Consider the following 12,910-nt stretch of genomic DNA (forward strand, 5'->3'; position numbering starts at 1 on the left):
GGCCGCTGGGCCGCTGGGCCGCTGGGCCGCTGGGCCGCTGGGCCGCTGGGCCGCTGGGCCGCTGGGCCGCTGGGCCGCTGGGCCGCTGGGCCGCTGCGCCGCTGCGCCGCTGCGCCGCTGGGCTGCACGGCTACGGGGCCGCGGGACTGCGGGGCCGCCCCGAGCTGGTGGCGTTGGCCATTCGGGCTCTCGTGTGCCGAGGAGCGCCGTCCGAGGCGATCCGGCTGCGCTGCTGACCTGCCGCGCCGCTGGACCGCTGGGCTGGTTGAACTGCGGCCGCGGAGCTTTCGAGTTGCTGGGCCGCCGCGCCGCTGGGCCGCGGGCTGCGAGGCTGCGCGGCTGCGCGGCCGCGGGACTGCGGGACCGCCCCGAGCTGGTGGCGTTGGCCATTCGGGCTCTCGTGCGCCGAGGAGCGCCGTCCGACGCGATCCGGCTGCGCCGCTGACCTGCCGCGCCGTCGGGCTGCTGGGCTGCTGGGCTGCTGCGCCGTCGGGCTGCTGGGCTGCTGGGCTGCTGCGCCGTCGGGCCGCTGGGCTGTTGAACTGCCTGGCTGCGGAGCCTTCGAGTTGCTGGACCGCCGCGCCGCTGGGCCGCGGGGCTGCGCGGCTGCGGGGCCGCGGGACTGCGGGACCGCCCCGAGCTGGTGGCGTTGGCCACTCGGGCTCTCGTGCGCCGAGGAGCGCCGTCCGACGCGATCCGGCTGCGCCGCTGGGCTGCTGGGCCGCTGGGCCGTCGGGCTGCTGGGCCGCTGGGCCGCTGGGCCGTCGGGCTGCCGGGCCGCCTCGGGCCGAGGGCGTCGACCCACTCGCCCCCACGCCGGAGAACACCGCCCGGCGCGATCCGGCTGCGGAACTCGCGAATCCGCCCGATTTTGGCCTGCATTCCGGCGTGTACACGGGTCTCGGCGCGGTCGATACGGTAAACCTTCGTTCTGGCGCTCGGATCCCGCGAAGATCTCCATATTCAGCGGTTATTGCGAGCCGTCAAGCATATGTGAATGGGTATTCCAGACGAACTTCGCGAATCCGGGGGTACTTACCGACTGGTAAGTTGTGTATGCTTCCGGACGTTCGACAGTCCGAGAGGTGGATCACGTCCGATGAAGTACGCGCTACGGGCCACAGTCGCGGCGCTCGCCGCCGCCGTGCTCGTTCCATTCCTCACCACCGGTGCGACCGCCGCACCTGTCGCCACGGGTCCCGACGGCGGCGCGGCCGGAGCGGCGTGGGTCGCCACCGAGGACGGCGTCCAGCAGTACCCGAACGTGCACATCGAGTGGGATGTGCCGATCACCATGAGCGACGGCACGGTGCTGAAGGGCAACGTCTACCGGCCCGCCGACGCCTCCGGCCGCCCGATCGACGCGCCGACGCCGACCATCGTCAACATGACGCCCTACACCAAGCTGGTGTCGAACCTCGCCGATCACGCGCAGTCCGTTCCGGTGCTGTCCGAAGCGCTGCTGAACCTGTTCCGGCAGATCGATTTCAGCGGCACCCCGCTCTCCGGAGTCACCGATCTCACCAAGGCCTTCGGTGGCGGCGAGCTGCGCAACTTCACCGTGGACCGGCAGCTGATCAAGAGCGGGTACTCGCAGGTCGTCGTCGACGTGCGCGGCACCGGCTTCTCGCAGGGCGAATGGGACATGCTCCGCTCCCGGGAGCAGCAGGACACCCTCGAGGTGATCGACTGGGCTTCGCGTCAGCCGTGGTCGGACGGCAAGATCGGCATGAACGGCATCTCCTACTCGGGCATCAACCAGGTGCAGGCCGCGTCCAAGCAGCCGCCCGCGCTGAAGGCGATCTTCCCGGTGGTGCCGGGCAGCGACCTGGTCAACGACGTTCTCGCTCCCGGCGGCGGCTTCGGCTTCAACTTCATCCCGCTGTGGCTCACCGCGATCAACACCCTCAAGTGGGTGCCGGACGTGCAGTCCATCGTGAACGGCAAGTTCGACTGGGAGTGGCTCAACGATCGCGCCGCCTCCCCGCTCACCTTCATGGACGTGTTCCTGAACGCCTACACCGCGACGCGTTTCGAGGACGCGGACCCGCGCCTGCTCGACCTGCTCACACACAGCAGCCCCGAACGCGGCGACTACGTCAGCGATCCCACGCAGATCCGGGTGCCGACCTTCGTCGTCGGCGGCTGGCACGATTTGTTCACCTACTCGGAATCCAAGATCTACAACCAGATTCCGCTGCCCGCGGGCCAGAAGCAGCTGCTGATGGGCAACACCTACCACGTGAACTCCGGCAACGAGTACGGCAAGCCGGGCCTGCCGCCGCGGCTCGACGTGTTGCAGCGTGCGTGGTTCGACAAGTGGCTCAAGGGAATCGACAACGGCGTCGACAGCTACGGTCCGGTCACCCTGCGCCAGCAGGGCGGCGGCTGGGTCACCCAGAACGGCTTCGGCGATTCGGCCGTCGGCGAGGCTGCCGCGCGGCACCGCCGCATGTACTTGTCCGCGGCGCCCAGCGGCACGGCCCAGAGCGTCTACGACGGCTCGCTCACCGCTGAAGCGAACGCCGACACCGCGCGGCTGACCGTCGCGCCCGGCCTGACCACCCTGTGCTCCAACGACGCGGCGCAGGGCAGCGCGGGCGTGCTGTCGATCATCGACGGCTGTGCCAAGGACTCGCGGGTAGCCGAGCTGAACGCGCTCACCTTCACCAGCGCGCCGGTGGCCGAGGCGACCACCATCTCCGGCCCGATCGCGGTGCGGCTCAACACCGTTCAGGACGCGGCCGACGGCTACTGGACGGTGACCGTCAACGACGTGGCGCCCGACGGCCAGTCGACGGTGCTCACCTCCGGTCAGCTGATGGCCTCGCTGCGCGAGATCGACGAGGCGAACAGCAGCCGTTCGGCCAACGGCGACTACACCGACCCGCGCCCCTACACCTCGCTGGAGAAGCGGCAGCCGACGGTGCCCGGCGAGGCCACCACGCTGGACATCACGCTCAGCGCCACCGAGGCGATCCTGCAACCCGGCCACCGCCTGCGGGTGGACGTGTTCGCGAGCAACTTCCCGAAGGGACTGCCCGTCCTGCCGATGCTGCTCGACACGGAACTGAAGCCGCAGCACGTCCAGCTGGACCCGGCGCGGCCGAGCTTCGTCAACATCCCGGTCCGCGGCAACCACGGCTGGTGAATCCGGTCCTCTGACACCCGTTCTCGCTCAAGAGGCTCGGCGACCCCCTCGCATCCGGCACCGGAACCCCTTGCCGGTCAGCCCGAACCACCATTTCTCTCCCGTCGATAGAGAAATGGTGGTTGGGCCCAATCGACGGTGGTCAAATGGTGGCAAGTTGATCTTCAACAGCCACCTCTTGACTACCGTCGATTGCGTAGCCCCCTTGACAGGCTCACGGTCCGTGGCCGCCCACTCCAGAACGCACCAACCAAACCGGCGAACCCGCCCAACCGGACAACCTCCATCAATCCCGCGTAGCGAACGCCCCAGCCAACGGCGGCAACATCGCACGAGCGTCATACCCCCCGAACCAAAGCCCCACCGCCAGAACCGAAGCCGCTTCCAGATACCGAGCCCGATGCAATCCACCCGCGAGGAACGGTCGCAGCTTCAAATCCTCGGCCAACTCCGCGACGAGACGCACAGCAGCCGGATCATCGCCGCACAGAGGCACCGACAACGTCGCGCCCTCGAACTCGCGTATCTCCGCCGCCCACACCTCGGCCGCACACAGGTTGAACCCCTTCACCACCCGGGCGCCAGGAACGGTTCCGGCAATCCGCTCGGCCACCGCGTCTTCCCCGAGCACGAAGTTCTCCGTCCCGTCGGACGCCGCATCGGGCTCGAACGCATTGGTGCAGTCGACGAGTACGCGCCCGTCGAGCCCAGGCGTCCCCCGCAAGATGTCGTCCAACGCCTCGACCGGCACCGCCAGCAACACCACGTCACCGAACCCGGCCGCCTCCTCGATGCTTCCGCCCCGCGCGCCATACCCGACGGCAGCAGCGACTTCGGCCGCCGCCGCACCCCGCCGCGCGCCGAAGCAGACCTCGTGCCCCGCCGCGGCCCAACCACCGCCCAAGGCCCGTGCCATCGCACCCGCCCCGATGATCCCGATCCGCATGTCCAACTCCTCACTGTCGAATGTGCTTCCGACGCTAGGGAATTCGATAGGCACCTCCGGGTGCCCAACGCCGATGCCATGCTGAACCCATGCCCGCGTCCCACGCCTCTTCGGCAAACACCGGCTCGCTGCCTCGCGGCCTCTGCCACCCCACCCGGACGCGCCCGCGCCGACCTGCCCGTCGCCCGGCTCGCGACAAGCCCCGACCCAGGACTCTCAGCCGGACGCGCTGCCACGCGCGACCTATGGCTCACCACAAGGAGACTCGGCCGCGATGGCCCAGCAGGACGCGCCGCCCCGCCCGCCTCACAGCTCGCCCCGCTATGCCCCCACTCCGGTCTCTCCACCGCACGCACCCGCACCGACTCGCGTATCCCACGGCTCGTCGCAGCAAGACCCCCTGGTCGCCCACGCGGACGCGCCTACCCTGACCCGGGCATCCGACAGCTCGTCCCGGTATGCCCCTACCCCGGTCACCCAGCTGCCGGTGCCTACCTTGACTCGCGTATCCGACAGCTCGCCCCGGCACGCCCCTACTCCGGTCACCCAACTGCACGCGCCCGCCCTGACCCAGGCATCCTACGGTTCGCCACGGCAAGTCCCCGATCTCGTCACCTACCCGCCCTACGGCGACTACGAATCCGACTGCCCCGCCCGCATGGGCGTCGACCTGTTCGGTAACTCCTGGCTGCCGGTGATCGTCTACATGCTGCGGGACGGGCCGATGCGTCCCGGCGAGCTGCGCACCGCGATCGGCGGGATCAGCCAGAAGATGCTGACCCAAACGCTGCGCCGCATGGAACAGCTCACCCTCGTGCACCGCCGCCGCTACGCCGAGGCGCCGCCGCGGGTCGAGTACGAACTCACCGAAGCGGGCCGCGATCTGCTCGGGCCGATCTACGCGCTGGGGGAGTGGGTCGACAAGCACGGGCGCGCGGTGAACGCGGCGCTCGCGGGAGATGCGGATTGACCGTGCGGCCCAGTCTTTCCCGATCGATCTCGGCGACCCGAGCCGATTTCGACGGGCACTCAGCGCCGCCGAAAGTCGATCTTCGCGAGGCTGACGGCAACACTTCGAAGTCGATCTTCCCGGCGTCGCCCCTCCTCGGCACCCTCGAGTCCGAACAACGCGTAAACACACGGCTAACGGCCCTGGAAGGCCCCATGACCTGCGTGAAACTTCGTGTACCCGGCGTTGGTCAGTCGGTCGGCGACCGTACGATTCAAGTGTGAGTGTTCCGCAGGCCGTGTTGTTGGCAGTCCTCGCGGCTGTCGTCGGCCTGGCAGTCGGCGGGCTGCTCATTCCGTACGTGAACGCCCGCCAGGCCGCCCGAAGACAGGCCGATTCCGGACTGACCATGTCGCAGGTGCTCGACCTGATCGTGCTCGCCTCCGAGAGCGGCATCGCGGTGGTCGACCAGTACCGCGACGTGGTGCTCGTGAACCCGCGCGCCGAGGAGCTCGGCCTGGTCCGCAACCGCCTGCTCGACGAACGCGCCTGGGCGGCCGTGGAGAAGGTGCTCAACACCAGCGAGTCCGCGGAATTCGACCTGACCGCGAAGAACCCCATGCCCGGCCGCAGCAGGATCGCCGTGCGCGGCGTCGCGCGGCCGCTCTCGCCGGAGGAGACCGGCTTCACGGTGCTGTTCGCCGACGACGATTCCGAGCAGGCCCGCATGGAGGCCACCCGCCGCGACTTCGTCGCGAACGTGAGCCACGAGCTCAAGACCCCCGTCGGCGCGATGAGCCTGCTCGCCGAGGCGCTGCTGGAATCGGCCGACGATCCCGAGGCCGTGCGCCACTTCGGCGAGCGCGTGCTCGGCGAATCCCGCCGCCTCGGCAAGATGGTGACCGAACTGATCGCGCTCTCCCGCCTGCAGGGCGCGGAGAAGCTGCCCGAGCTCGAGGTCGTCGACGTCGACACGGTCGTCATGCAGGCGGTGGACCGCTCCCGCACCGCGGCCGAGGCGGCGGGCATCACCGTCAGCACCGACCGGCCGAGCGGACTCGAGGTCCTCGGCGACGAGACATTGCTCGTCACCGCACTGTCCAACCTGGTGGAGAACGCGATCGCCTACTCGCCGACCGGCTCCCACGTCTCGGTGAGCCGTTCGCTGCGCGGCGATCATGTCGCCATGGCGGTCACCGACCGTGGCATCGGCATCCCGAAAGAAGACCAGGAGCGGGTGTTCGAGCGGTTCTTCCGTTCCGACAAGGCGCGCTCGCGCGCCACCGGTGGTACCGGGCTCGGGCTCGCTATCGTCAAGCACGTGGCGGCCAACCACAACGGTGAGATCACCCTGTGGAGCAAACTGGGCACCGGATCGACGTTCACCTTGCGAATACCCGCCCACCTCGAGACCGACGGCGAGGAAGAAGCCGAGAGTCCCACGGTGAGCACGAAGGAAACCGGCCCGCGTCCCCAGGGGCCGGGCAGACCCAATGGTGTGGAGGCACGCAGATGACGAGTGTTCTTATCGTCGAGGATGAGGAGTCGCTGGCCGATCCGCTCGCGTTCCTGCTGCGCAAGGAGGGCTTCGAGGTCACCGTGGTGGGCGATGGACCCTCCGCGCTCGCCGAATTCGACCGTTCCGGCGCCGACATCGTCCTGCTGGACCTGATGTTGCCCGGCATGAGCGGCACCGATGTGTGCAAGCAGCTGCGCACCCGCAGCGGCGTGCCGGTCATCATGGTGACCGCGCGAGACAGCGAGATCGACAAGGTGGTCGGTCTGGAACTCGGCGCCGACGACTACGTCACCAAGCCGTACTCCTCGCGTGAGCTCATCGCGCGCATCCGCGCGGTGCTGCGCCGCGGCGCGGGTGAGGAGATGGAGGGCGGCAGCGAGAACGGCGTGCTGGAGGCCGGTCCGGTGCGGATGGACGTCGACCGCCACACCGTGATGGTCAACGGCAAGCCGGTGACGTTGCCGCTCAAGGAATTCGATCTGCTCGAGTACCTGCTGCGCAACTCCGGCCGGGTGCTGACCCGCGGCCAGCTGATCGACCGGGTCTGGGGCGCCGACTACGTCGGCGACACCAAAACCCTCGACGTGCACGTCAAGCGGCTGCGCTCCAAGATCGAGGCCGATCCGGCCAAGCCCGAGCACCTGGTGACCGTGCGCGGCCTCGGTTACAAGCTCGAGGCGTAGTCGACCGAACAGACAACGAGCCCCGGTTCCGCCTCCTCACCCCGAGCGCGGAACCGGGGCCCGTTCGTCGTAGGTACGTGAGCGGCCCCCGGCGGACTCCCCTTAGGGGAAATAGACCCAGGTCGGGCCGATGGCGGGAACATCGGTCTTGCGCAACGTGATCCAGCCGAGGTCGTCTTCCTGCATGCAGTCGTAGAGCGGCACGGTGGTGCCGTTGCCGCGGCAGGCGATGGTGCGGCTGACGCCGTAGGGGCTCATGATGACGTTCTTGCCCTCTTTGGCGGCGTTCACCGCGGCCGGATCGGTCGCGGGCACGAAGGTGGCGGTGAAGTCCGCGAACTTGGTCGGATCCGCGTCCGGCTCTGCGTGCGCGCCGCCTGCCATGGAGAGGGTCGCGCCGATGACGAGTGTTGCGAGGGTGAGCGCTTTCTTCATGACCCGAGATCAAACCCGAAACTGGTGACGCCCGCATGGCGAGCAGATGACCTGCCGGGTGCGTTCGGCGCACCCGAGCTGGTCGGCCGCTGTGCGGGTCGCCGAGTGACGACCCGCACACCGCGCGCGTCAGCTGCTGCCGAACAGGCCGCCGAGCAGCCCGCCGAGCAAACGTCCCGCACTGCCGGTCCCGCTGCCGGATGCGCTGCCCGAGCTGCCGGTGCCGCCGCTGCTCGCCTTGGACACCTCGACCATGATCGACTTCGTGCTGCCGCCCTGTTCGACGGTGATGATGTGCTCGCCCGGCGTGCTCGGCTTCCATTCGATGGTCGCGGTGCCCGGCGGCCACGGCACCTTGGGGCCGCCGATGAATTCGCCGTTGTCGCTGAAGTAGACGAGCAGACCGCCGGAGGCGCCGCCGACGTCGGCGGTGATCGTGTACGTGCTGCCGACCTTGTGGTTGCTGCCGTCGACGGAGACCGACTGCACGGCCGCGTATGCCGAGGGCGCGGTCAGGACGGCGACGGCGGTGGCGGCCGCGAATGCCGTGAGTCCGACGCCCGCCCCGCGCCGGATGCTGCTTGTTGATGTCATGGTGCTCCTCCTGTGCCGACCATGCGATCGACTGGACCCTACTCTTTGAAGCGGAGATGTTTCAGATTTCGGCTCGAGTTCGCCGAGTCGAAATATCGTGCGGCGCGGACTTTTCCGACGGCGCCTGCGAGTTGTGCCTGATGGGCATAGCCGGACGCGGGCCGCGCACGGCCGGAGCGAAGGCGGAGGTACGCCTAGCTCCCGTTGCCGAACAGGCTGCCGAGCAGCTTGCCCGCGCTGCCCGTTCCTGCGCTGCCGGTGCCGCCGCCCGGATCGCCGGGATTGCCAGGATCTCCGGGGTCGCCCGGATCTCCGGGATCATTCGGGTCCTTCACCTGGACGACGATCGTCTTGGTGCTACCACCTTGTGACGCGGTGATGAGGTGCTGTCCCGGGGTCGTCGGCGTCCAGCTCGCGGAGGACTCGCCGACGGGCCACGGTACCTTCGGCCCCGAGATGTCGTCGCCATTGTCCGACCAGTAGACGAGCAGCCCGATGCCCGCGCCGCTCAGCTTGGCGCGCAGCGTGTAGGTGGTGTTGATGGTGTGGTCGGCGCCCGAGACGGTGATCGAGTCGACGGTGGCGTGGGCCTGCGGCGCCGCGAAGACGGCGACGGCCGTGGCCGCGGCGAAACCCGCGAGCCCGGCGCCGATCCGGCGTCCGACCAGGGCGGAGGTGGTGTAACTCATGGTGTGCTCCCTGTGCTGCCCACTGGATGTGGGCCTCCGCACAGTAAGCGACCGAATGTGTGAAATGTGGACGTTTCGCAAAACTGGACAAGCGTCCGCTAGGGGTTATCTCTCTCGCGCTGTGCCGCGCCCAGCCCGGCTCTACTCTGCCGCGCCGTGCGCCGACTGCTCCGCATTGCGCTGCGCGTGCACCGTCGCGGGATGCACCGCGATCAACCCCAGCCCTTCGCGGCGCTTGCAGTGCCTGGCCAGTTCCTCGTAGGCCGGTTCGCCGAGCAGTTCCTTCAGCTCGGGCGCGTAGGACTGCCAGACCGGCCGCGCGCCGACGTGCGCGTCCGGCGAACCCGAGCAGTACCAATCGAGATCGAGTCCGCCTGGACCCCAACCGCGCCGGTCGTACTCGGTGATCACAGTGCGCAGGATCTGCACGCCGTCGGGCCGGTCCACCCACTCCTGGGTGCGCCGAATCGGCAACTGCCAGCACACATCCGGCTTCACCGTGTGCGGCTCCATACCGCGGCGCAGCGCCATCGTGTGCAGCGCGCAGCCGACGCCGCCCGCGAAGCCGGGCCGGTTCAGGAAGATGCACGCGCCCTCGAAGCGGCGGGTGCGCAGGGCGGGTTCGTCCTCGAGCTCGTCGAGTTCGAGATAGCCCTTCTTGGTGATCTTGCCCTTGGCGTTCTGGGCCTCGCCCATCAGCTGCCAGTCGGCCGGTGTGAGCATTCTCACAGCGTTGCGCAAGCGCTCCTGGTCGTCCTCGTCGGAGAGGAAAGCGCCGTGTGAACAGCAGCCGTCGTCCGGGCGATCGGCGATGATGCCTTGGCAGGCGGGCGTGCCGAAGACGCAGGTCCACCGGGACAGCAGCCAGGTGAGGTCGGCCACGATCAGGTGCTCGTCATTTGCTGGATCCACGAACTCGATCCATTCGCGCGGAAAGTCCAGATCGACCTCGGGTGCCGGGTCGATCTTCGCCGCTGGTCGGGGCCGGGTTCGGCTGTTCGCCGCTGCGCCTACCGTCACATCTGCAGACGCTAACAGTTCGATCGCCTGGCCTGAAGTGGTGGTCGACCCAGTACCGTGTTCATGTGCGGCTTGGGGTACTCGACGTCGGAAGCAATACCGTTCACCTGCTCGTGGTGGACGCCCACCGGGGTGGCCACCCGATGCCGATGAGCTCGACGAAGGCCACGCTCCGGCTGTCGGAGAACCTGGACGAAGAGGGGCGGATCACCGTCCAGGGCGCCGAGCGACTCATCAAGACAGTGGCCGAATTCGCCAATATCGCCGAGACTTCCCGCTGCGTCGAGCTGATGCCGTTCGCCACCTCCGCGCTGCGCGAGGCCACCAACTCCGAACAGGTGCTCGCCAGGGTGCGCGCCGAGACCGGCGTCGATCTGCAGGTGCTCACCGGCGTCGACGAGGCCCGGCTGACCTTCCTCGCGGTGCGCCGCTGGTACGGCTGGAGCGCGGGCCGCATCCTCAACCTCGATATCGGCGGCGGCTCGCTGGAGATGAGCAACGGCGGCGACGAGGAGCCCGATGTCGCGCTGTCACTGCAACTCGGGGCGGGCCGGCTCACCAGGGAGTGGCTGCGCGAGGACCCGCCGGGCAAGCGCCGGGTCGCGGTGTTGCGCGACTGGCTCGACGCCGAACTCGTCGCCCCCGCCAAACAGCTGATCGACGTGGGTAAGCCCGACCTCGCCGTCGGTACGTCGAAGACCTTCCGATCGCTCGCGCGGTTGACCGGAGCCGCACCGTCGGCGGCGGGCACGCGGGTGCGCCGTACACTCACCAGCTCGGGCCTGCGCCAGCTGATCGCGTTCATCTCGCGGATGACGGCGTCGGACCGTGCAGAATTGGAAGGCGTAAGTTCCGATCGGTCACAGCAACTGGTGGCTGGCGCATTGGTCGCGGAGGCGAGTATGCGGGCACTATCGCTGGATACGCTCGAGATTTGTCCGTGGGCGCTGCGGGAAGGACTGATCCTGCGCAAACTGGATACCGATATGAACGGTGGACCCAGAGCGTCGTTGCTGACGGGACCGGCGGCCGAACCAGGCAAGCCGGCGTCCGACGGTGGGGCGGGGCTTTCCGGTCCGGTCGAAACGGTGTCGTCATGAACGAACGCAGTGAGCCGAGCGTCAGCGAGGCGCAGGCATGAGCGAACGCAGTGAGCGAATCATGTGCCAGCGTGCATCGCGCATGCCGGAGCCGAGTGTCAGCGAGGCGCGGGCATGAGTGATGAGTCCAAGCAGCTATCCGTTGCCGAGCTGCTGGCCCGCAACGGGCAGCAGGGCGCGTCGTCCTCCGGCGGCGGTCGCCGCAGACGCGGTGGCCGCGGCATTTCCGTCGCCGAGCTGACGGGAGATCTGCCGGTCATCCGGGATGGCGGCAGCCACTCCGCGCACGCCGCGCCCGACGACGAGGTCGCCGAAGCGCCGCCGTCGTACGAGCCCGCTGCCTACGCGCCGACATCGTTCGAGCCACCGTCTTTCGAGCCGTCCTCGTACGAACCGGCAGCTTACGAGCCCGCCGCATTCGAACCGGTTGCGCCCGAGCCGGTTTCGTACACCGCCCCGGACCCCGTCGCGGAGCTGCCGAGCCACTCGCCGATGTCGGGCCCGATCACCCGCTACGACCCGCTGGCGCCGTTCCGGGAATCGACGTCCTATCCCGAGCCGACGCCCTACCCGGCGACGCCGTCGTACTCGGATCCGCCGCCCGGGCGCTCCAACCTGGTGATGCCGGGACGCGACATGTCCTCCGGCTCCCGGCACAGCGCGCCGGACCAGACGGAATCCGCGGCTTCCTACGCCGATCAGCTGTCGGAGGCGCCGCGTAGCGGTCGCGGCGGCCGCAGGCGCAAGCCGGACCCGGACGACGACGTCACCATGGTGGTCGGCCCGCCGCTGCGCGATCCGGTCGATTTCGACATCCCCCGCAACGGGCACCCGGAAGAGCCGCGCGGCTCGGACCGGCAGGAGCGGGGCCGCGGTGGCCGGGCCGCGCGCCGAAGGGCGGCGGAGGCCGACGAGGCAGGCCCCTCGACCGCGGCGTGGGCGCCGCCGTCGAACGATTTCGCCCCTGATTCCGCGCCCTTGCCGCTCTCTCCGCTGCCGGAACGCGCCAAGCCGTCCGGCCGCGCGCCGAGCCAGGAGCCGCGGGAGGAGCAGCGAAGATCCTCCCGGTCCGAGACGCTGCGAGCTCGTGCCGAGGGTGCGGTGCCCGCGTGGTCGGCGAGGAGGCACAAGCCGGAGCCGGAGAAGTCCGTCTCCGAGCCGGAGTCGGGCGGCATCCCGACCGCCGCGTGGTCGCTGGCCAGCCAGGATCAGCAGCTGCTCTCCGGCTCCACGGTGGCGGGCGACCTGCTACGCGACGGTGTCGAGCGCGCCGAGCGCGCGGGCGGTCGCGGTCGGTCGCGCGGCGGCCGCGCCCAGGTCGAGGTCGACGAGGGCTTCACCGATGTGCACGACCCGTTCCTGCTCGAAGACGACGAGGACGAGGACGACGCACCGGAGCCGCAGCGGAAGCCCGCCGCGCGTCCGGCACAGCGCCGCTCCCGCGCCGCGCGCAAGGCGGAGTACGACGCCAACCGCAAGCAGTGGATGATCCTCGGCGGCCAGAGCGCGGGCGCGGCAGTCGCCGGAATGTTGCTGTTCAAGGGTTTCGAGCGAATGTGGGAGATGCTCCCCTGGGTGGCGCTGGCGCTGGCGATGATCGTGATCCTCGGCCTGGTGGCCCTGGTGCGGATTCTGCGCCGGACCGACGACATCCTCAGCACGGTGATCGCCGTCGTAGTGGGCATCTTCGTCACGCTGGGACCGCTAGCCTTTCTTCTCAGTACGAACTGAGTAGGGAGCGGCTGTGGGGAACATCGGGCAGGCGGACGACACTCGGATCGGTAGCGCGGTCGGGGGACCGGCGCCTGATCAGAGCGGACAACC

12 protein-coding genes are annotated in these 12,910 nt (G+C 69.3%); 7 read left to right on the forward strand and 5 right to left on the reverse strand.

Annotated elements, in window-relative coordinates; translation table 11 throughout:
* Together ABZV58_RS05040 and ABZV58_RS05045 are read left to right on the forward strand one after the other, a co-directional pair.
* A partial coding sequence (locus ABZV58_RS05040) for a hypothetical protein (protein WP_354998850.1) occupies positions 1-236 on the forward strand: 236 nt, incomplete at its 5' end.
* An 863-nt stretch (positions 237-1,099) separates the two neighbouring features.
* A complete protein-coding gene (locus tag ABZV58_RS05045) occupies positions 1,100-3,151 on the forward strand; it encodes a CocE/NonD family hydrolase (protein ID WP_354998851.1) in 2,052 nt (683 codons plus the stop codon).
* A 286-nt stretch (positions 3,152-3,437) separates the two neighbouring features.
* Here ABZV58_RS05045 and ABZV58_RS05050 read toward each other — a convergent pair whose 3' ends face one another.
* Positions 3,438-4,097 carry an NAD(P)-binding domain-containing protein gene (locus tag ABZV58_RS05050; protein WP_354998852.1) on the reverse strand — a complete coding sequence of 220 codons (660 nt, stop codon included), beginning with the start codon at positions 4,095-4,097 and terminating at the stop codon, positions 3,438-3,440.
* Between the two features lie 496 nt (positions 4,098-4,593).
* Here ABZV58_RS05050 and ABZV58_RS05055 point away from each other — a divergent pair, with 496 nt between their 5' ends.
* From ABZV58_RS05055 to ABZV58_RS05065, 3 genes are all read left to right on the forward strand, one after another.
* The gene (locus tag ABZV58_RS05055; RefSeq protein WP_354998853.1) at positions 4,594-5,067 is read left to right on the forward strand and encodes a helix-turn-helix domain-containing protein; all 474 of its coding nucleotides are present in this window, start codon (positions 4,594-4,596) and stop codon (positions 5,065-5,067) included.
* A 259-nt stretch (positions 5,068-5,326) separates the two neighbouring features.
* The gene (locus ABZV58_RS05060; protein ID WP_354998854.1) at positions 5,327-6,562 is read left to right on the forward strand and encodes an ATP-binding protein; all 1,236 of its coding nucleotides are present in this window, start codon (positions 5,327-5,329) and stop codon (positions 6,560-6,562) included.
* Positions 6,559-7,248 carry a response regulator transcription factor gene (locus ABZV58_RS05065; protein ID WP_354998855.1) on the forward strand — a complete coding sequence of 230 codons (690 nt, stop codon included), beginning with the start codon at positions 6,559-6,561 and terminating at the stop codon, positions 7,246-7,248. The genes ABZV58_RS05060 and ABZV58_RS05065 overlap by 4 nt, the downstream gene beginning before the upstream one ends.
* A 102-nt stretch (positions 7,249-7,350) precedes the next feature.
* On the opposite strand, the gene ABZV58_RS05070 is transcribed toward ABZV58_RS05065, so the two are convergent.
* From ABZV58_RS05070 to ABZV58_RS05085, 4 genes are all read right to left on the reverse strand, one after another.
* The gene (locus ABZV58_RS05070) at positions 7,351-7,683 is read right to left on the reverse strand and encodes a hypothetical protein (RefSeq protein ID WP_354998856.1); all 333 of its coding nucleotides are present in this window, start codon (positions 7,681-7,683) and stop codon (positions 7,351-7,353) included.
* Positions 7,684-7,812: 129 nt separating this feature from the next.
* A complete protein-coding gene (locus ABZV58_RS05075) occupies positions 7,813-8,277 on the reverse strand; it encodes a hypothetical protein (protein ID WP_354998857.1) in 465 nt (154 codons plus the stop codon).
* A 194-nt stretch (positions 8,278-8,471) separates the two neighbouring features.
* On the reverse strand, positions 8,472-8,966 hold the full coding sequence (locus ABZV58_RS05080; RefSeq protein ID WP_354998858.1) for a hypothetical protein: 495 nt from the start codon (positions 8,964-8,966) through the stop codon (positions 8,472-8,474).
* Positions 8,967-9,107: 141 nt separating this feature from the next.
* Positions 9,108-9,986 carry a hypothetical protein gene (locus ABZV58_RS05085; protein WP_354998859.1) on the reverse strand — a complete coding sequence of 293 codons (879 nt, stop codon included), beginning with the start codon at positions 9,984-9,986 and terminating at the stop codon, positions 9,108-9,110.
* A gap of 65 nt (positions 9,987-10,051) precedes the next feature.
* Here ABZV58_RS05085 and ABZV58_RS05090 point away from each other — a divergent pair, with 65 nt between their 5' ends.
* Together ABZV58_RS05090 and ABZV58_RS05095 are read left to right on the forward strand one after the other, a co-directional pair.
* Positions 10,052-11,086, forward strand: a complete 1,035-nt coding sequence (locus tag ABZV58_RS05090) for a Ppx/GppA phosphatase family protein (RefSeq protein ID WP_354998860.1) — start codon at positions 10,052-10,054, stop codon at positions 11,084-11,086.
* Positions 11,087-11,200: 114 nt separating this feature from the next.
* On the forward strand, positions 11,201-12,817 hold the full coding sequence (locus ABZV58_RS05095; RefSeq protein WP_354998861.1) for a hypothetical protein: 1,617 nt from the start codon (positions 11,201-11,203) through the stop codon (positions 12,815-12,817).
* Positions 12,818-12,910 lie beyond the last annotated feature (93 nt).

Origin of the sequence: Nocardia sp. NPDC004654, assembly GCF_040609595.1 — a bacterium.
In the GTDB taxonomy this organism is placed as follows: domain Bacteria; phylum Actinomycetota; class Actinomycetes; order Mycobacteriales; family Mycobacteriaceae; genus Nocardia.